The organism is Clostridium sp. (assembly GCF_036642255.1).
GTDB lineage: Bacteria > Bacillota > Clostridia > Clostridiales > Clostridiaceae > Clostridium_J.
In genome coordinates, this window is the sequence record NZ_JAVWDJ010000034.1 from 1 (window position 1) to 20,686 (window position 20,686).

The 20,686-nt window shown below is 30.0% G+C and carries 22 protein-coding genes; 2 read left to right on the forward strand and 20 right to left on the reverse strand.

The window, feature by feature from the left end; translation table 11 throughout:
• Window positions 1-400: 400 nt before the first annotated feature.
• The 5 genes from RR409_RS15445 to RR409_RS15465 form a co-directional block, all read right to left on the reverse strand.
• Window positions 401-1,795, reverse strand: a complete 1,395-nt coding sequence (locus RR409_RS15445) for a glycosyltransferase (protein WP_332558666.1) — start codon at window positions 1,793-1,795, stop codon at window positions 401-403.
• 9 nt (window positions 1,796-1,804) lie between these two features.
• On the reverse strand, window positions 1,805-2,872 hold the full coding sequence (locus RR409_RS15450) for a HEAT repeat domain-containing protein (protein ID WP_332558667.1): 1,068 nt from the start codon (window positions 2,870-2,872) through the stop codon (window positions 1,805-1,807).
• Window positions 2,873-2,941: 69 nt separating this feature from the next.
• The gene (locus RR409_RS15455; RefSeq protein ID WP_332558668.1) at window positions 2,942-4,090 is read right to left on the reverse strand and encodes a hypothetical protein; all 1,149 of its coding nucleotides are present in this window, start codon (window positions 4,088-4,090) and stop codon (window positions 2,942-2,944) included.
• Window positions 4,091-4,113: 23 nt separating this feature from the next.
• Window positions 4,114-6,246, reverse strand: coding sequence for a family 2 glycosyl transferase (locus RR409_RS15460; RefSeq protein ID WP_332558669.1), 2,133 nt, complete (start codon window positions 6,244-6,246; stop codon window positions 4,114-4,116).
• 360 nt (window positions 6,247-6,606) lie between these two features.
• The gene (locus tag RR409_RS15465; RefSeq protein ID WP_332558670.1) at window positions 6,607-7,410 is read right to left on the reverse strand and encodes an MBL fold metallo-hydrolase; all 804 of its coding nucleotides are present in this window, start codon (window positions 7,408-7,410) and stop codon (window positions 6,607-6,609) included.
• Window positions 7,411-7,707: 297 nt separating this feature from the next.
• Here RR409_RS15465 and RR409_RS15470 point away from each other — a divergent pair, with 297 nt between their 5' ends.
• Window positions 7,708-8,259, forward strand: a complete 552-nt coding sequence (locus RR409_RS15470) for a sugar O-acetyltransferase (protein ID WP_332558671.1) — start codon at window positions 7,708-7,710, stop codon at window positions 8,257-8,259.
• A gap of 339 nt (window positions 8,260-8,598) precedes the next feature.
• Here the strand turns inward: RR409_RS15470 and RR409_RS15475 are convergent, their stop codons facing one another.
• The 13 genes from RR409_RS15475 to RR409_RS15535 form a co-directional block, all read right to left on the reverse strand.
• Window positions 8,599-9,528 (reverse strand): NUDIX hydrolase, encoded by a 930-nt coding sequence (locus tag RR409_RS15475; protein WP_332558672.1) that lies wholly within the window; start codon window positions 9,526-9,528, stop codon window positions 8,599-8,601.
• A 100-nt stretch (window positions 9,529-9,628) separates the two neighbouring features.
• Window positions 9,629-11,218 (reverse strand): substrate-binding domain-containing protein, encoded by a 1,590-nt coding sequence (locus RR409_RS15480; RefSeq protein ID WP_332558673.1) that lies wholly within the window; start codon window positions 11,216-11,218, stop codon window positions 9,629-9,631.
• Window positions 11,219-11,398: 180 nt separating this feature from the next.
• Window positions 11,399-11,821: a GNAT family N-acetyltransferase gene (locus tag RR409_RS15485; RefSeq protein WP_332558674.1), complete on the reverse strand. Its 423-nt coding sequence runs from the start codon at window positions 11,819-11,821 to the stop codon at window positions 11,399-11,401.
• A gap of 135 nt (window positions 11,822-11,956) precedes the next feature.
• On the reverse strand, window positions 11,957-12,523 hold the full coding sequence (locus RR409_RS15490; RefSeq protein WP_332558675.1) for a hypothetical protein: 567 nt from the start codon (window positions 12,521-12,523) through the stop codon (window positions 11,957-11,959).
• Window positions 12,524-12,544: 21 nt separating this feature from the next.
• A complete protein-coding gene (locus tag RR409_RS15495) occupies window positions 12,545-13,225 on the reverse strand; it encodes a pseudouridine synthase (RefSeq protein WP_332558676.1) in 681 nt (226 codons plus the stop codon).
• A gap of 67 nt (window positions 13,226-13,292) precedes the next feature.
• A complete protein-coding gene (locus RR409_RS15500; protein WP_332558677.1) occupies window positions 13,293-14,057 on the reverse strand; it encodes a YoaK family protein in 765 nt (254 codons plus the stop codon).
• Between the two features lie 46 nt (window positions 14,058-14,103).
• Window positions 14,104-14,646: a GNAT family N-acetyltransferase gene (locus tag RR409_RS15505; protein ID WP_332558678.1), complete on the reverse strand. Its 543-nt coding sequence runs from the start codon at window positions 14,644-14,646 to the stop codon at window positions 14,104-14,106.
• 91 nt (window positions 14,647-14,737) lie between these two features.
• On the reverse strand, window positions 14,738-15,253 hold the full coding sequence (locus tag RR409_RS15510) for a GNAT family N-acetyltransferase (RefSeq protein ID WP_332558679.1): 516 nt from the start codon (window positions 15,251-15,253) through the stop codon (window positions 14,738-14,740).
• Window positions 15,254-15,482: 229 nt separating this feature from the next.
• Window positions 15,483-16,658 (reverse strand): MFS transporter, encoded by a 1,176-nt coding sequence (locus RR409_RS15515; RefSeq protein ID WP_332558680.1) that lies wholly within the window; start codon window positions 16,656-16,658, stop codon window positions 15,483-15,485.
• A 204-nt stretch (window positions 16,659-16,862) separates the two neighbouring features.
• Window positions 16,863-17,303, reverse strand: a complete 441-nt coding sequence (locus RR409_RS15520) for a hypothetical protein (protein WP_332558681.1) — start codon at window positions 17,301-17,303, stop codon at window positions 16,863-16,865.
• Entirely contained in the window at window positions 17,300-17,743 is a 444-nt protein-coding gene (locus RR409_RS15525) for a LytTR family DNA-binding domain-containing protein (protein ID WP_332558682.1), read from the reverse strand. Before RR409_RS15525 ends, RR409_RS15520 begins: the two co-directional genes overlap by 4 nt.
• A 296-nt stretch (window positions 17,744-18,039) precedes the next feature.
• Window positions 18,040-18,186: a hypothetical protein gene (locus RR409_RS15530; protein WP_332558683.1), complete on the reverse strand. Its 147-nt coding sequence runs from the start codon at window positions 18,184-18,186 to the stop codon at window positions 18,040-18,042.
• A gap of 86 nt (window positions 18,187-18,272) precedes the next feature.
• A complete protein-coding gene (locus RR409_RS15535; protein ID WP_332558684.1) occupies window positions 18,273-18,722 on the reverse strand; it encodes an Lrp/AsnC family transcriptional regulator in 450 nt (149 codons plus the stop codon).
• A gap of 135 nt (window positions 18,723-18,857) precedes the next feature.
• Here RR409_RS15535 and RR409_RS15540 point away from each other — a divergent pair, with 135 nt between their 5' ends.
• Window positions 18,858-19,286 (forward strand): carboxymuconolactone decarboxylase family protein, encoded by a 429-nt coding sequence (locus tag RR409_RS15540; RefSeq protein WP_332558685.1) that lies wholly within the window; start codon window positions 18,858-18,860, stop codon window positions 19,284-19,286.
• Between the two features lie 210 nt (window positions 19,287-19,496).
• On the opposite strand, the gene RR409_RS15545 is transcribed toward RR409_RS15540, so the two are convergent.
• Window positions 19,497-20,141 (reverse strand): hypothetical protein, encoded by a 645-nt coding sequence (locus RR409_RS15545; RefSeq protein WP_332558686.1) that lies wholly within the window; start codon window positions 20,139-20,141, stop codon window positions 19,497-19,499.
• A 14-nt stretch (window positions 20,142-20,155) separates the two neighbouring features.
• Window positions 20,156-20,623, reverse strand: a complete 468-nt coding sequence (locus RR409_RS15550) for a GNAT family N-acetyltransferase (protein ID WP_332558687.1) — start codon at window positions 20,621-20,623, stop codon at window positions 20,156-20,158.
• Between the last annotated feature and the right edge of the window lie 63 nt (window positions 20,624-20,686).

Sequence of the window (20,686 nt, forward strand, 5' to 3'; positions counted from 1 at the left end):
ATAGTTGAAAGTATACATCCTTCACTATGTCCAACTAAAATGATTTTATTTCTATTTACAAATAGAATAACCCTAACATTTTGCTTACCTATCCTCAAAATTGCCAACAATCAATGATAGGAGAAAGCAATATACTAGAGTTTATAGAGATTCTATTTCATAATCGTTGCTTTTCAAAAAAAATCTTAAACACTAATCCTTATGTCGCAAGAACTCAAGACTTAGTATTTGAATATAAATTTTAAAAATTACATCTTCAATTTATATGCATTTTATACTAAGTGCAGTGGAATAGTAATCTTTTTACCTCTCAAAAGCTATTGTAAAAAACGCCTTAAAGCTCTGACCTTTTAATTACGTTCCAATTAAATATTTATGCACTCTAAAAGTTTCACTATAACTATCTTTCCATTGTAAAAGATTTTCTTTCAATGGTGCCCCATTCTTTTCTTCCTTCTCTAAAGTTCCAAAAGCCTTGAATTCTCCACCAAACTGTCAGCTGTCTGTAACAAAATTGTTCAAGAAAACTATAAAATACCATAGTTCCAATTTCTCTATAACCTTTATACCTTTTATAGGATGTTTGTTCAAAAAGTACTCCTGAAAGTGAAAATAGTATTCCATATAGATATGCTAATAAAAATATATAAATCATATATTTTGAGGTGAGTCCTGTAACGATAGCTAAAATCATCACCACATATCCTATAATTTCAATCACTGGCCCCAACATTTCTATCAAGCAGAAATATGGCATGGCAAGAAGTCCCACATAACCATATTTAGGATTAAACAGCATTATCTTATTTCTATATATTGCATCAATTAATCCCCGATGCCACCTTATTCTTTGTATCCTTAGCCCTTTAAGACTTTCTGGGGCTTGTGTCCAACATACCGCATCTGAAGTGAAATCCACTTTATACTTAATCTTTTTCTTTCTATAGTGTTGATGGATTCTTAACGTAAGTTCCATATCTTCACCTATGGTTCTTTTATATCCACCAACATCAATTACTGCTGATTTTTTAAATAATCCAAAAGCTCCTGATATAATGAGAAGAGAGTTTAAAACCTCCCACCCAACTCTACTGGTAAGAAATGCCCTGAAATATTCTATTATTTGAAACTTGGCAATAATATTTTTAGGCAGTTTTGCTCTTACAAGCTTTCCATCTTTTATTTCACAACCATTTGCAATCCTTACAATTCCACCTACTGCGATGGTTTCTTCATGTTTTAAAAAAGGTTTTACAATTCTAAGTAAAGCATTCTTTTCAATAATACAGTCAGCATCTATACCACAAAATAATGGATATTTTGAAATATTTATTCCTGCATTTAATGCATCGGCCTTCCCTCCATTTTTCTTATCAACTACTACTAAATTTGAAAAATCCAAGGACGAATATATATTTTTTATTTCTTTACATGGTATTTGTATATTTATGTCCATCTCTACTTTACTTAAATTATAATGCTGAATAACCTTTTTTAAAGTTTCATCATTTGAACCATCATTAACTACAATAACTTCAAAACTTGGGTAATTTAACTCTAATAGAGACTTAATATTATCAATTATTGTTTCCTGCTCATTAAAAGCTGGCACCACTATGGAAATTGGTTTAGTATAATCACTAGTGGATGTAATATCAGAATTTACAATCTTTACGAACTTTTTAAGTCTTTTTATTGAAATAAAAATGAGTCCTACATAAAAAAAATTTACTAATATAAAATAACCAAACATCAAGTAGCTATAATACTTTATAAAGCTAGATAGTATATCCATAATTACTCCTTAATACGACTTTGCGGTTTCATAAATATTTTTATTTGAATTTAGTATATTATAAGCTAAGCTTGCCACCTTCTCATTTGCCGTATCTAAGGATAAATCTACAAGAATATGAATTCCTTCAGTTCCAAGTTGCTCTAAGGTCTCTAGAGCATTGGTTCTTACCCACCACGCCTCATCATATATCATTGTTTTTAAAAGTTCTAAGATGTTTTCACTTTTAAAATTTATCAGAGCTTTTGCTACTGCAGCTCTTATCTCCCACTGATCCTCACATTGATAAGTTTTAACTAAAATAGGAAGGTACTTCTCATTCATAGAACTAGCAATAGTCAGTACTGCGGCAATTTTAATTTCTTTTTCCATGTCTAAATATTTAACTATTCTCTCTGAATATTGCTCTTGTACAATCTCTATTTTACTCTTAATTACTCTTAAAAGCACAACTTTTCCAAATTCTGTCTTTTGTACCTCTAGTAAATTTATATATTTATCTATAGAAAGATTGAAGTTGTTAATGATTTCTATTTGCCTATCTCTAACTACAGATGAGTTAATAAGCTTATCTATAACGGTTTCAATCCTTTCTTCTTCCAATTTCAATAAAGATAAGGCATAAAAGCTCATATATTTTTCTTCAAAATCCTCGGAGCTCGTCCAGCACATAAGGATTTCATATGCCTTTGGTGACTTTATTATAGAAAAAGCCTTAATAATATCTAAATCAACTCCTCTTTTGCCTTTTTTTATTAAATAATCAACGCACTCTAACCTTTCAAATCTATCTATAATTTCAACATTATTATCTTTTGCATATTCTAGCATCATATCTAGTAGAATTTTAAACTTGTACTTACCTCTAGATTTTGTCTTCACTCTTCTAAGATTATCTCCATTTTTAATGTACCTGAGAACCAATGGCTTCAAGGATTTATAAACTTCACTATACCTATATGTTTCAAGTTTATCTTTTGATATAGAGATGAAAATTACGCTGAGCATTATCATATTTACAATTAACAGTAGATATATGTTCAGCATGATAAACGACATTATATTGTTTGAAAACAACCATTTCACCCCTCTATGTTTAACCATTATAAATTACTTTACTGCAAATTACTAGTTCATTCAATTTAGCTACTTATTCAAATCTAAAAGGATTTTTTTCATTAGAGGGTAGTATACATTCCAATAAAAGTACTCTTGATTTCCTTCAATCTTAAGGGTAGTTATTTTATTTAAAAAGTTTAACCCGGATAATTTATATAAAGAAGGAATTTTATTATTATCTGCAAAATCACCAGCAAAATAGTATGCTGTATACTTTTTCTCTTTTCTCAATATAGCAGGAAATTCACTTTGAAGTCCGTAATTTTTAAGATGTTTCTTCCCCTCTTCTGTTAAAGAAATGTTGTAGTTTGCAATGACTTCTGTGCCCTCCATTGGTTGTACTATATCAAACCAATAATAGTAGTCCACTTTATCTTTCACCTTGAATTCTACTAAGGATTTTTCATTAAATACTATTTTATTTAGATCCTTTGTAATCTCTTTTCCTTGAGATAAGATTACCACGGTATCATCAGATTTTACTAAGGCAAAGCCCGGTCCCTGAAAATCCCAGAATTTTAAATACTGTATCTCATAAGCTTTAATTAACCAAACAGGTATTTCAGTATTCTTATCTGAGAGGTCAGAAAAATATCTTCCTATCCACCCACTCCACTTCATACCAAAGATATCTTCCATTTCACTTCTAGCTTCCTCACTAGTTGGGCTAGCAAGAGTGTTAAACTCCGATACTATGGTATTATTATTTAAGCTGGCCTTTATTTTCTTAACTTCATCTATCTCTAACCCGCCGTAAATAATATTTGAACGACTGCCTTTTAAATTTTCTTTATTTAAATCCTCATTATATACTCCATAGGTATCAGTGATATAAACCAATTCAGGATTATTTAACTGCTCTGGTAGCTCCTTAACTTCATAGTTTTCTCCTTCTCCAGGTAAAAATCCATAGTATTCTTTTCTGTAATCAAAGGGTTTTCCCGAATCTTTATTAAATATCTTTAGATTATTCAAGACCCATACCAGTCCTTTGTGTTCTCTATAGGAGTTATCTGGTACAGTTTTATCTATTATTAGAGCATCGATTACAGTAGTGTTTTTAAGTTGCCACCATATAAAAGGAAATGTAACTAAGGCTAATCCTAATATGAAAAATATTATAGCCCTCCTTTTTATATCACTTTTGTGCAGATTCTTCTGATATTCTTTCTCCATAGATACCTCTCTATAATTTTTTATTATCCACCTATATTTTTAAATGCTTCCTTTAAGATAAAATATGAAGCTTTTAACCTCTCATGATAGGTTGGAATGTCCCAAGGCTCCCAAGTAAATTCACCTGGTTCAACTCTTCCCTCTATTTTGCCATCTTTTATTAATATTCCCTCAACATAAAAACTGTTAACTTGTTTACTTTTGATCCCCTCCTTATAAAAATCCTCCATAATACTTTTTGTGGAAGGATCCATAACATTTAGAAGCTGCCAAGGTATTCTTATTTCTATTTTGCTATCCTTCATAATGAAATCAGCAAGTGAATTATAGTCTGTGCTGTTGGGATTTCCATTACCATACTTTAATAAACCAGTTTCATGCTTGGAAAAAGGAATTGTCACCTTATCTTCTGGCAAATAGATTTCTTTGTTTAAACAGAGATACTGTTTATTGTAAATGCCGCTATTTTTTACTTCATAGTCTTTATTACTGTTTATCATCCCAAGTTGTTTCCCGTAGATATAATAAAAAGAATCATAATAGGCATCTACAAGTATTCTTGAATTGTCTCTTCCATCAATACTTATAAGAAAATCTGCATTTCTACTGAAGTTAACCTTGTATTCTAAAGACCTGTCACTCCCTTGATTTTCTATAGTATCTATAGGTATAAGTAATGTATCATTTTCAATATCAAAATTCTTTGCATCTATCATAAAATAAACATATTTTTCATCAGATTTCACGAAAAGGTTAAACTCATTAGATGTAGAAATTAGGGTGTCTTCAGTCCACTCTGACACATCTCCATCTACATAACTAATACTCTTTTCCTCTCCAGGATCAAAGGCCATAAGTCCAAATTCCTGCTCATTAGTTTGTGTGTTAGACCAATAAGGCCTTCTTTCAGGCAAGTCTAAATCCATGGTATTCCAAGTCCTTTTAAACCACTCATCCTGCCAAGCAAAAACTAATCCACCAGCATAACCTTCTTCATAAATATCCTTCATCATAGATACAACCATTTCTCCTTGAGTGTTCTCATCTACATTCCCTTGATTAAACCCTGTATGAACATTCTCATGGGCTAGTCCTCTTGAAGCTGGTATGCCAAACTCAGCCACTAAAACCGGCATAGTATGCTCCTTTATTAAATCCTTTAAATATGCTCTATAGGGGTTCACTTCCCCCTCACTATCTATATATTCAGCATAATCACTTTGGTAACTCATGAAATCCGGATAGTAAGGATATATATGATAAGAAGCAAATAAGCCTGGTTTAAACTCTTCTTTAACTTTAATTTGTTCTATATTTACTACAGCTTTATCCTCATCATCAAGAGGTTCATTTGTGTGGCTTAACATATCAGTAGTAACCCAATTTGTGAAGCTTAAAGGTCTTTGCATTTTATAGGTGTCGGTCTCATAATCTATTGCGTAGTCTCCTACTTCACACAAGAAAACTTCAAATGGAGATGCACCTTTTGTATAAAGATACTGCCCTTCATAAGTGGTTTTTTCTTCATTGTTATCAATAGTTTTCAGGACAAAATCAGGGTCCCACTCAATCCCCAGTACCCAAGCTATCACATATTCTGATATATCACTTTTATATGATCCACTAGCATGTCCAGTATTCTTAGGCAGAATTGCATTACCGTGTATTACATCGGTTATTCTCTTAATATCACTTTTAAAAATGTCCTTAATCTTAGGATTATGGGCATCCATTATGTTACTTATATCTTCTTCATTCACCCAAACTCCCTGAAGCAAATATATAGGGTTCTTAACAGACTCATTGTACTCCAATAATGCATCATAAAAATCTGGAGAAAGGATAGTGTATACCCTTATGGTATTTGCATTCATTTCTCCTATATACTTAAACCATCTTAAGTATTCTTCCTTAGTTATTCCAAACTCTCCAGGAAAATAGCCAGGCTTACCCACCCCCATATTTACGCCCTTAATAAATTCCTTCTTCCACTGTTTATTCTTATATACATATATAGATTTTGAATCTACCTTTGATACATAGACAATTCCATCCTTATCTTTGTATTCATTTCCACTACTAAAGAAGTAATTTATGCTTAAGTAAAATAATATGGCTATAACTATTAAAGATATTATTGTAATAATTTTTTTCATATAAATTGCTCCTTAAATTTTATTTATGTATTTTTTGATGTAATTAAACTAGTTAAATAATTAACATGTTTATTTAATAAAAAACTTTGAAAAGACATTATCTAATGTGAGACTAGATGGATAAACTTTTAAGTAGCCATAATTATTCCAATGATATCTTAAAAATTTTAATCTCATTTTAACAGTAAACATACTCTTCTCAAAGCCACATGAAATCTTTACAAATTGATTTATTTAACCACTTTTTGAAATCTTATTAAATTTCATGAAAGTGAATTTTATATATAAATACACCAACACTTAGAAAATAGAACCTTACCGCTTATAACTATTGGTGAATATTTATATCTTAACTTTATTTTATAAATTAATTACATCAAGATCATCAGGAACTAGTATATTTCCCTTAAAGTATTCTCTTCCTTCTTCTATGTATAGCCTTTTTCTATCTACAATATTTTTATCTTCTGTATGATACATTATCAAGGTTTTCGCATCTAACTTAGCTGCATTTTCACATGCTTCCTTCACTGTAACATGGTGTTTCTCATAGGGTTTAAACATATCTCTTTGAGAATACAAACAAAAAGCTTCATGAAACAGATAATCTGCCTTATTTGCATATTTAAACAATTCCTCTCTATACGGTTCATCCCCTAAGAAAGTAAGCCTTTTACCATTTGATAAAGCAGCAGTGAATCCAAACTGTAATTGTTTTGTACTTCCAATATCAAAAAACTCTATATTCCAATTTAATATGGGCAAAGTCAAGCCATGATTTATATCAGTAAATAGAATTCTATCACCTATATATTTAGTAAACTTCTTTTCTAAAAGAAGCATGGATATAGTTTTTATAGCTTGTACATTCTCTTCATGACAATAAATAATTAAATTCCCAAGATACTTATCATTTATAATCTGCTGGGCAACTGCCCTTATAATCCATATAACTCCAGTAATATGATCATTATGTCTATGTGATATAAATACATGATGAATTTTATTAATATGTATATCTAACTTTTCTAAATTTGACAGTATAGTATTACCTCCACCTGTATCTACTAAAAAATGTTCCTGCCCATCTGTAATTGTGAAACAAGTGTTATAGCATTTTGTCACCATAGCACAGCCTGTACCTAAGATATTTATTTTTTCCATATTTTCCTCCAAGTCATTGAATTAAAATGAGTTTTATAATAATGAGGTTAGTTTAATAAATAATAATAAATATTAATATTTATTATTAAACTTTATTAAATTTCTTCATCATAGATATATTATCATATGTTTACTTATAAATTAACTCCATGTACCTCATCTTAAAAACATTTTTAACTATTCTATTCTAGTAGTATACATTATTTAAACCATAAAACTAACATAAAATGGATAAATAATGTTACAATTAAATATAAACCATACAAATTTTTTAATATCAAACATAGGAGGGATTAAATGACAGAAAAAGAAAAAATGTTATCAAGGAGGGCCTATGATGCCTCTGACATTGAACTTGTAAATGATAGAAAAAGAGCAAAAAAACTTTGCAAGAAATTTAATGACTTAGACCCTGATAATTATGAGGAAAGAAACAAAGTACTTAAAGAACTTTTTACAAGAGATCATGATGCTTATATAGAACCCAACTTCTTTTGCGACTATGGTTACAACATCTATATTGGAAAAAGCTTTTATGCTAATCATAACTTAATAATCTTGGATGTAAATAAAGTAATCATTGGTAATAATGTTATGTTTGCTCCTAATGTTCAACTTTACACTGCTACCCATCCCGTAGATGCTATTGAAAGAATTTCTGGTGTAGAAATGGGCTATCCTATTGAGATTGGAGACAATGTTTGGATTGGTGGCGGAAGCATAATTTGCCCCGGAGTAAAAATAGGAAGTAATACAACCATTGGTGCTGGTAGCGTAGTTACTAAAGACATTCCTGCAAATGTAGTTGCTGCTGGAAATCCTTGTAGGGTTATAAGAGAATTAAATTGATTTTAATATTAAAGAAGTCTTTCAATATTTTTTCAATAAAAAACACAATGCCTATATCTTATTTTATATAATAATTTAAGATATAGGCCAATAAAAAGATGTTTGATACTATCCTGTTGCTAATTATATCTACTTTTATTTTAAAATTAGTATGAATAACCATTTCTTATATAACATATCAACTAAAACTATTTATTTTAAAAACTTTTATTAAAGTCACAGCAAACTGCTTAGGTTTAACACTGCAGCACCCAGATTACACTGCCACCAAAGGAATTTTTCTAGGCTTAAGAGCTCTTCTACTATAAAAGTTTGCAGATTTGAAGCTTCAAAAGGTGGTTAAAATTCATGTTCCCATTGTTCATTAAACTTATAAAACTCCTCTGAACTAATAGCTTCTCCTTCTATAACTTCACTAACTTTAATTATCATATCTTCAAGTTTCTCTTGTAAGTTATGAACTTTTCTTCCTAAAATAGCTTCATATACATAGTTTAGTTCTGTGCTAGTAAAAGAACTTGGTAATAGATTTAATGCCAAAGGTGTATATTCTATTTCCTTTCTAATTTTATCCAAAGCACAATAAATCAGCTTGAAGTGATCAGCTGCAAGAGCTTGGGTGCTACTTTCTTGGAGAATATATTCTGTTTCCTTTTTCCTCATAGCATCTTTACTTACTTTTTCCTGAATCTTGTAAGAAATCTTTATTGTTTTATCCTCAGATGTAAGATGTAAGATATAAACTTTAGTAATGTGATTTTCATGAGTTTCCTTATCTAAAAATTCCATTGTCACATCAAACCACATAACATTTTGTGCATCATCTCCAGCTACTGGCTTCATTTTTTCTTTAGGTAGTAGTGCTAAATTACCTACTGTTATAATTCTGGTTCTTGGATCCCTGGGTATAGTTTTCTCTTTATCTATATATACTTCTCCAAATGCGCCTAGTTGTTCTACATAGATATTTGTTAATCCTGTTTCTTCATGAAGTTCTCTATAAGCTCCATCTATTAAATCTTCGTCCATATTAACAAATCCTCCAGGAAGCGCCCATTTATGGATAGATGGATGATCTCTTCTTTGAATAAGCAGTAACTGCAACTTTTTTGTGCATGATTTCTCGGCATTTTCCGCCATACAGTTGTCTATGGTAAATATAAGTACGTCATTGGTAACGCTTGGTCTCTCATATTTATTTGGATCATAATTTTGTAAAAATTCGCTTTCGGTAAGTCCTTGTTCATTTCTAATTTCTGTGTTTTTCATATATTCTTTTTAGCGAGTTATTGTAAAATAACAGATAAATAAACTCACTAAATACTCACTTCCTTTCCTACTATATTATTAATATAATGGTAAATTATTATCACTTCATTGGTACGTATCCAGTTTGTTCCACTAACTGTTGTCCTTCTTCTGATATAACCCATTGAACAAATTTATCTACATTTTCATTTTTATTAGACTTCAAAGTTACTGCATAAACAGGTACAGTGAAGGGATATGTCTTATTTCTCACTGTTTCTGGTGTAGGCTTAATACCATCAATAGAAAGATATTTTATTTGATTGTTTCTGAACATTTGTGATGAATAATACATAAAAGAATAACCAATAGAACTCTTAGCATTTTTATAACTTGCGACTTTAGTGATGATATCTCCCATTCCACCTGCAAAAGTTTCTTGTGTTGGGGCTAACATTGTTATATTTTTCATCACTTTATTTTGCATAACCGTCTGGCTTCCAGAGTTCTCAGGTCTTTGATAGGGTTGTATAGCTTTATTTTGACCTCCAACTTCCTTCCAATTTTTTATGTTGCCAGAATAAATATCTTGTATTTGCTTTATTGTAAGATTTTCTACTGTATTTTTCTTATTTGTGAAAAACACAAAAGCTTCACTTCCAATAGGAGTTAAGACAAATTCGTCTCCCTTTGTTTTTATAGTTTCCATATGTGATTTTGAAGGTTCTGCAACAAATATTATATCAGTTTCTCCATTTATTAATCTTTCATAGGCTTTCTCTGTCTTAGAACACTTTATAATGTTAAAGGGGAAATTTTCACTCATGACAAAAGCTGTATAAATATCCTTTTCACTACTAGCTTTATTTTCATTGTAGTAATCCCCAAGCCCCTTATACACAGCTTCCACAAAAGCTCCATATACAGGATAAGCTGCCGTTGCCCCATCTAATCGTGGCATAGTTTGCAAATCTGTAAATTGTAGGCTTGCAGGTTTATCTAATTTAGAAAGACCATTATCTTCTTTAAATGGTGCTATTTTTATTAAATCATCTTCAGTCAAATCATTGCCCAATGTTGATTTCCCATAAACTATTTCAGTAATACCATTACTTATAACATCCTTTGTTTCAATACCTAGAACCAAAATGCCAACTAACCCTATTACCATAGAAGCTATTTTCAAGTTTTTTGTAACTTTAGTTCTAACTTCTTTCTTGTATGTTAATTCATACAAGTAAATTCCTAGGATAAACCCTGTATATGATACAATTTCCACCACTGGAATTAAAAAATGAAATCCCATAAGTAAAATTGTAAAATCGAATATAAAAAAAATAGGATTTTTTAAAACATAAATCAACCACCAACCTGAATTATAATCTTCTTTAGAAAACACTAATATTAAGATGGCAAAAACAAGAGCATATCCAATGGGAATTAGGGCTATCTTATATTTATCCTTTATGTCTATGTCCTTTTTTCTCCACAGTGTAGATAAAACAAATCCTATGATAGTACTAATAATTAATGAGCCAAAAAATCCTATCAACAAATAAACAAACCTTATGATATATTTGCCTTGGTCTGAAAAACTTAATATGTTACCAGGCATCCATAAAATAACGAAGAGTCCTAGTGTAAGAATTATTGGAATTATAACCATCTGTGCTACTAAGGAAATAGCAGCATATTTTTTATTAATTTTCAATTTTACACCCCCCTGATTTTTAAAAAAGGAACTACTAAAAAATTCGTAGTTCCTTCCGACTTTATAAATCTTTTTCAAAATTACTTTATATTACTATTATACAAATATTTCAAGGTATTAGTCCACAACATTTACCAAATTACCCCAATTTGCTCTTTATATGGTTTAACTTATTAAACGCTATTCAGTAAATCCTCTATCTTTCATGCTATTTGAATTGAGAAACAGTGCCATTCCTGTTTTCATCTTTCTAAACCCTAACTTTTCATAAAAAAGTTCCTTGCCAGGTGCAGCATATAATAAAACATTACATTGAGGAATAGTTTTTAATATACCTTCAACAATTACCTTTCCTATTCCCTTACCTTGATATTCAGGTATCACTGCTACATCATAGATACAACCTTGATATGCTCCGTCTGAAATTGCGCGTCCAAAACCAATTAATTTGTCATCATCAAAAACAAATAATACAGTATAACTATTTTCAAAAGCTTTTATATGAATTTCACTATCAAAATAAGCCATTCCTGCATTTTTAAGTATTTCAGTTATATAACTCCAATCTATATTTAGGCAATCATATTGAATTCTTATGTTCATATTTTTACTCCTCCTATTATCTTTATAAACATGCAAATACTATTTATAGTTCTATTAATAGGGATTAGTATTTTATTTAAAAACAAGGTATATAAAAGTATTTTTATACTGTATAGGATAATTATAATACTTAGTTTATTCTACATTTATTTTGAATTCCATTAGATTTTTTACTCTTAACTTCACATCACTAGATAAATTCCCAACCAATGCTCTTTCCAACAATTCAAGTCGCTTTATACCATTTTCTAATAAGTATTTTTCTATAAGTCTTACCTTTTGCTCTCTATTTGGAATCAATTGATAAATAACATACCAATCTTCCAAAGATGTCATTGGTATGTTTATCCCATTAATATTTTTCATCTCTGTTATAGACTCATTATCGAAAGTATACTTGTACTCTCCTTCACTATGCTTAATGATAAATCCTGCCATGACATCTACATCAATGCCCTTCACCACATATTCATAAAAAAACTCTGTAGCATAGGTAGGCACCTTTTCTTCCAGCTTCTTTTCTCCAAGGCTTTTTAAAACAACATCTAATTTTTCCATATCTTTTGTGTGAACCAAAATATCAATATCATTAGGATTTTCAACTAATCCATAATGATTTAATAAAATAGAAGCACCAACTCCCCATAGAATGTTTTCTTCATTTAGCTTTTCTCCGATATGACTTAAGACATCTAGTATCATTTCTTGCCTCCTACCCTTTAATTAGCAATTCCTTAAATTCCTTACTTCTTCCTCCGTAAGATTTCGCCACTGCCCTACATCTAATCCCTGAAGTTTTATATTCATAATTCGGATACGTTCTAACCGTGTCACTGTATATCCAAAAGCTTTGCTCATTCTTCTTATTTGTTTATTAAGTCCTTGAGTGAGAATAATTGAAAAAGTATCTTCAATAATTCTTTTTACAATGCATGGTCTAGTTCTAACTCCTAGAATATCAACCCCTTCAGACATTTCCTTTAAAAACTCTTCATCATAGGGCTTGTTGACAGTTACTATATATTCTTTCTCATGCTTATTATCTGACTCCAAAATTTTACTTGCTAAATCTCCGTCATTGGTCATTAATATTAGTCCTTGAGATTCTTTATCTAATCTTCCTACTGGAAAAATATATTCTGGATAATTCATAAAATCAATTATATTATTTTCAACCTCTCTAGCTAAGGTGCAAGTAATTCCAACAGGTTTATTTAGTGCGATATAAATCTTTTCTTTTGCTTTGATAGGTTCATTATCCAAAAGGATACTATCATACTCTTCTACCCATTGCCCCGGTTCAGCTAGTTTTCCATTTATTATTATTCTCTTTTCCTCAATTAGTTTGTTAGCTTCTTTTCTTGAACAAAAACCATAATTACTCAGAAGTTTATTTATTCTCATTCTAAACTCTTTATCCTTTCAGTTTTATATTTTACCAAATACTCTAATGTGGTAGAATATATATCTTTTATTGTTGCAGCCAATTGTTTTTATCACACATAATATTTTTTTCCTTACTTCTATTTCTACTTTCGTCTATACTAAGTAAGAGTAGAGCAAAAATCAGCACAATAGCAGCTCCCCATATTGCTTTAACACCAATAAAGGATGTTGTAAACCCACCTAAAAAGGCACCAGACAAAAATGAAAATATAATTGTAAAGTATCCTATAGCCTTTAATGCCGCTTTGCGATCCTTATTAGTGAAGGCAATAAAGGCAGCTTGTGAAGCTGAATATAGATTTCCCGTAGACATAGTTGTACTATATGGGTAATCATGTAGCTTGCGAAAGGTGGATACCTGAACAGAAGCAACGAATGAAATTGTAACAGTTACAAAAATATTAGGCACTGTATCAGGTATAAATCCTATGATAAAAAGCACCACAATCTCAAGGAATAAAATCACCCTTGCTGGATCATGCTTAAATAAATCAGGAGGAGATTTTTTTATAGTTTCAGCAACTACCACACCTAATATAAAGGCGAAAATAGGTGCTAGATGAAGAAGTGATTGTAGTAAGTTTCCTTTAGACAAAGCCAGTCCTAATAATACAATGTTTCCAGTTTGTGCATTTGCAAAAATACCACCTCTTCCCACGAAAGTGTAGGAGTCCAAAAAACCACCAACAATTGCAAGGAGTATTCCAAGTCTAACTGACTCTGTGGTTACTTTTCGCAAATGTATTTTTTTCTTTATTTTCCCCATTGCATTTATATCCAAATCAATCATAGCTTAAAGTCTCCTTTACTTTATGAGTACAATAATATCATCAAAATTACAAAACAAATTCTAACTGTATATCTAATGGTTCTAGTTCATATATCTTCTCATTTATCTCTAGCGCTAGTACACATCCCATTGCTCTATAAAAATCTTGAGTTTCTTCTGCAGGATGAGCTGCTATATATAACTTTTTAGCACCCTTCGCTTTTGCTTCCTTACAACATAAATTAAATAACTTTTTACCAATACCACAGTTGCGATATTCATTAGAAACATGAATATATGGTAGTTCTAGATACTCACTATCTCTTCCAAAAAACTCACTTTCTAAATTGGCAAAACCAATTAATATATCATCTATGAATGCCCCTGCTACAATACCACCTTTGCAAATGCAGTTTTGTAGTGCTTGTATAACTTGTGCCTTTTTTTCTTCATTCCAAGAGTCTATAAAGTGATAATCCTTGTAGAAATATTCATCATTTTCTTTATACCTCACACGATTTGTCACTTGAAATCTATTAAACTTTTCCAAAACTACTCTGTGCAAATCTACTATTTCCACTAATCTTATTTCTATATTACTTTTATCCATGTTTCCCCCTCCTTGTTTGTGTCATGTTAAATCTATTTTAATGAATTAAATATTACAAATCTTTATAATTTATACCATAACGTTCCACATTCTAATCATTATTTGAAATTGAATACAAGTAAGTTAATATATCTCTATTCCTCTTATTATAAAACTCTTTTTCTTTCTCCATTCCAATTTTTTCAGCAACTTTTCTAGATCCTTCATGATTAAATGCCATATTTGCACATAGTCTTTTAATTCCTAAATCATTAAGAGCAAATTCTTTACAAGCCTCTGCTGCTTCTGTGGCAAATCCATTTTTCCAATAAGGGTGATGAATTATATATCCTAAATCTTGCTCTTTTCTTTCATCAATTTCTGTGATCATAATTCCACAATCCCCAATAAGTTCGAAGGTATCTTTAGAAATTAAAGCCCATCTTCCATATCCTAGTTCCTTGTACCTTTTAATATTATTCTTCACCCAAGCTTTAGTCTTCTCCAAAGTAAATGGAGCTGGCCAAAAACTCATGGTGATTGAATTTGAAAGAATTATATTTAACTTTTCTATATCATTATATGAATATTCTCTAATAATCAATCTCTTTGTTTCTATGACACTCATTTTCTAATACCTCTCAAAAGCTGTTTATTTTATTTCTAACACAATAACTATATATAAAAATTATATCACCTTATGAAAAAACACACTAATGTAATTGATAAAAAGAGTATGGAGAACCACAATCTCCACACTCTTTTTACTAATTCATAAATAGTATATATAAATAGAAAGTCTCCTTATTTTTCCCCTTGACTTTAAATGTTCCATTATCTAGGTGGCAAGCTTTTGCTTAGGTATCAAAATAAACAGGCTTTTTTATACGGTTTTTAAATGCAAATAGTACAAGTAAGGCATTTAAAAATAATATAATTCCATTTATATAAAATGGAATAGAATTATTAAAATTATCATATAACCATCCACCTAGCAATGGTCCAATAGATGCTCCTAAACTTGCAACAAACATATAAACACCATAACCTGAACCTTTATGATTATCCCCAATCATCTCTGAAACTAAGGCTTCCTGGGCTGGTGAAGCCATTACGCTAGCAATTGCCTCTAATGCCCATAAAGAAATTAACATATTAATACTGAAAATGTTCCCTAAGAGCAGTGACACTACACTTGAGAAAATAAGTCCAATAACCATTAAAGGGATTCTCCCATATTTATCACTTATACCTCCAAACTTTGATGGTAAGTAAGCATAAATAAGCGCTGCTGGAAGAAATGCGGTGGCTAAAGCTCCAATATTATTAGTGAACTTATCTTGGAGATAAATCATTAATAGGGGATTTAACATTGAAGTTGATATAGTAGTTATTAATACTACTATCATCAATATATAAAAATCACCACTATATTTTTTCTTTAATTTCCTTTCATTATTTGTGATTTCTACTCTTGTTTCAGATATTCTTTTGAATGCGATATATGCTGCTATTAGCGCTAATACTCCGTAACTTTTAAATAAAATATTCGTTCCTTTGGTAAAGGAATAATTTGATAGTAGAATAAACCCAATAACTGCACCATACAATGATCCTTTAGCGCTGGCTCCATCTATATTTCCAAGGACATTCCCCCTTCTACAATCCTCAGAAATATCAGTTGCTATTGAGTAGGCTGAAATCCACATAAATGAAGACCCTATAGCTTGAATGAGTCTGCTTATATATAAATGCATAATGCTTGTTGCATTTGAAAATATCATCATTGATATAGAATAAAATATAAAGGATAACACAAAGAAGTATTTTCGCCCATACCTATCTAATGCCACCCCTATAATAGGTCTTAATATTAAGGTTACTATACTGAATATAGAAAACAATCCTCCAATGGCAAATGCACTCCCACCGATCCGCTTACCATAGATAGGTAAAATGAATGACATAACACTAAATCCCAAGGAACCCAACATTATAGATAGTTCTAGATTTTTTCTATTTCTAACTTGCATATTCAAACTCCCACCCACTATTTAAATTAATATAGATATAGTTAAATAATCACTATGTTAATTGTATTCTTATAAATTTAAAACAAAACTTGAGGCTCAATAAAGTTTTATTTAAAAATAATATTACTTAAAACTAAGAAGAAATTTATATTGCTTAAATAAATTTTTATGCATTCTTTTAGAGTTAATTTATAATTATATTATTTAATTTTCATGATGCTTTTCTTTGAACTTTCCTAATTGGTTATTTAGATATTTCACTTCACTGTTATGCTTTAGCATATAAAAACAATTAAATCCCCAGTAGATAATTGTATATATTATAACTGCTCTTAGCCAATCCATAGAGTTCCATGTTGAAATACCATTGATTTTAATTAATGCTGAAAAAATAACATATACTACAAAGCACGCTACATAATGTATTGTTAATTTTGAAAAATGTGGTATTGCTCTTAAGAACTGTGAAAAAAACATATTTTCTAATAAGGGCATCAATCCACTAATTAGTGCCAGACCCCATATAGATCTTCTGCTAAGATTTCCTCCCATAGCTGATCCTATTAGAATGATAACGGTATAAATTGCTGCTGTTTTATTGAACCAATTCCAAAAACTAACTCCTATCTTTTCTATTATAATCACCCTCTTAATATTTCTTTTAACTTTTTCACATATACTCTAGAAATATATACTTTTTCTCCATTATCCATGGTAGCTATTATTGTTCTATTTATATGTGGCTTTAACTCCCGTATTTTGCAAATATTCAATATAGTAGATTTGTTACATCTAAAAAAATAACTATCTCCAAATATTTTCTCTAATTCATATAATCGTTGCTTAGTTTTAAGTACCAGCGTTTCTGTATAAATAAATGTGCTATCATCTATACTTTCAACATAAAAAACATCTCCTATATCAACAACATGTATGTCTTCCTTTTTCTCACCATATCCCACGATCTTCTTATCTAAATTTTTAATTCTATCTATTAAATCATTTATCTCATGAGTTTTTTTATTGTATCTTATCAAAACTTCTATTTCCTTTATGTTCATATTTTCTTCTAAAGTAACTTTCACAAAATCCCCCCTCCAGATCAATTTGAATATGATAGGTTACTTAATATCAATATATTTTATAATGGAATATTTTACAATATATTCTATGATATGTGGCTAAAAATCCCGGGTAAGTTGCCATGAAACGCATATAGTAACAAATGAATCTAATTTATTTGATATTGATAAAAAACTCTCGTAATAATTGTATAAGTTTCTTCCCAAAACAAAAAACACCTAAAATTAGGTGTTTCACACGTTGAATTTTATCTATCTTAATAAATTATATACAATTAGTACTTCACAAATACACTGAATTAATTTTCAATTGGTCTTTTAAAGTAATGCCAGGCACCCACTACACAAACCAATTCCCACCCTAGCTGTCCGTATTCATTCAATAATCTTGTGGTTTTTTCTCCTAATCCCCCAATAAATACACACTTATATTCATATTTCTTCATCGTCACACCCCCCATACAATATAGTAATATACTTTATAGGCAGTTATGACAAATAATTTTATAATATAATTGATCAAAATCAATTGTTATTCTTCTAAAAATTTTCCAATACTATTATTTATTGTGACTTCTGAAAAAGCTATAATAGTTTCTGTTATTGCATATTCAAATATAGAACTTATAAATTCCTCTATTTCATTTAAAGATTCAACACATAGTTTAACTAAAAAACATCCATCTCCAGCAATCCTATAACACCATTCACTTCTTTTATAATCCTTGATAACCAATTTGAACTTTTCATAGCCTCCATTTTTCATGGTGACCTTAACTATGCAATCAATAGTCAATCCAAGTTTCTTTTTGTTTATTTTGATTGTGTAACCCTCAATGACCCCTTCATCTTCAAGTTTTCTTACTCTTTCAGTAACAGAAGGTGGCGAGAGATTTATTCGTTTTGATAATTCTCTTATAGATAATCTGCTATTTTCTTGTAACTCATTTAAAATTAATACATCAATCTCATCAAACTTCATTTGTAACCAATCTCCTCAATAATTGTTTTATATGACATACTTTTTAGAACATTATATATCATTTGCAATGCAATATTAAGATTACACTAGATATAATATTATTGTAAATAAAATATTTATATTAAGGAGAAAACCATGGCAAGAATAATATATTCAAAAGAAGGACTTACACCTTTTCAACAATTGTTAGGTCATAATAAAAATATACTAAAGAACTGGCTTTCTTTAGAGGAGTGCCTTTTCAATAGCAATACCTTTACATTTGAATTAAAGGAAGAAGTACGACGTACCCTTGCTTTTAACAATGGCTGTCAGTATTGCATGGCTAAAGGTAAACCATGTAATGATATAACTGATTCAAAAATATTAATTGCAACTAAAATTGCAGATATAATTTCTAAAAGTAATGTTATAAGTGACGAGTATTTTAATCTACTTAAAAATGAATTTAGTAATGAAGAAATCTCTGAACTTTTAGCCTTAATATGTTTTATAACAGCTTCCCAAAAATTTGGAGCATCACTGGATTTGCAACCAAGTTTTCAACGTGAAATTAAAAAGTAATAAATTAAAATTTTTAATCTTGCGTCATAAAAGTATAGTAATTTAAAGGGAAGTCTTTACGCACTTCCCTAGTTTGCTTCTATGTAAAAACTCATTTGTTGTTATAAATAAAAAACATATATTGTTATATTTTTATAAATAAAAGAATATAACAATGTATAGTATTCATGCGCCTTCAAAAGGCTTTATTATATTTTAGAGTGTGAAATTTCAATAACTACATTCTTTTGTAGATAAATTTATAATTCTTGTTCTTGTATCTGATTTTGATATAAAAATAGGCTCTCCATCCTTATCAATGCAATAAGCTATAGGGATTGATATTCCACAGTTTCTATATGAACCGTCCGCATGGCTTGTACCAAGTATTATTGTGTTATATTTTTTAGCAATTCTTTTTGCTTCATTAACCCATTGTTCAAATTGTTCATCACTGAACATTCCAACTCCAATTGGGTGAGCTATAAAGCTAATATTTTCATTTACCTTTTCTATATCTCTCATTCCCTTTAATATTTCCATACAAAGAAGGTATGCAATTATACTTCCATTGTAATGAACTACAAGTGGCTTATTTAATTCTACAGCTTCATCTGGAAGGGTTTTATCTCTTTCTAAAATTATTTCACCATTGTCATTAATTATTACTGCTCTATCTTTGTTGTTTTTCCTATATGATGTAATAATAATTACACTATATGCTTTAGCTGCTTCACAGGCTTTTTTCAATGCTTTTTCATTTGATAAATAGCCTTCTGGAAATAGTACTATATCTATTGCACTATTTGCTTTTATTTCATTTTCAAGTTGGTCTATATTTTCTTCGTGTATTGGTTGACCTATCAATATTTTCATAATATCACCCCTAATTATGTATTTAGATTTAACTCCATATAAACTTGTGTAATAGGATTATCCTTATAGGCTAGGATATTATAAAAACCTACCTTCTCATATAATTTTATAGCCTTACTAGATTTATATGTGGTACATAGCCTTAAAAAACATAGTCCCTTTTCTTTCGATAAAGTAATCAGATTTGATAAAAGCATTTCCCCATATCCATTTCCCTGATATCTAGGAAGTACAAACAATCTCTTTACTTCACCAACGCCATCTTCTAAGTCAGTTATCTTTAAACCAATACTCCCTATCACTTCTTCTCCATCAAGTAATATTAAGAATTCTCCACCACTTTTTATACAATTTGAATATACATTCTCCAGATCCAATTTCTTTTGCTCCGGTGAAAATGTATACCCCATTATTTCATACATGGTATTCAGAAACACTTTTAAATTTTCTTGATGAACATTATTATATTTAGCACACTTCATAGATTCCTCTCCCTTTTATATCATTGGCATATAAAAAATATAAGTGCTAACTTGCAATGCTTA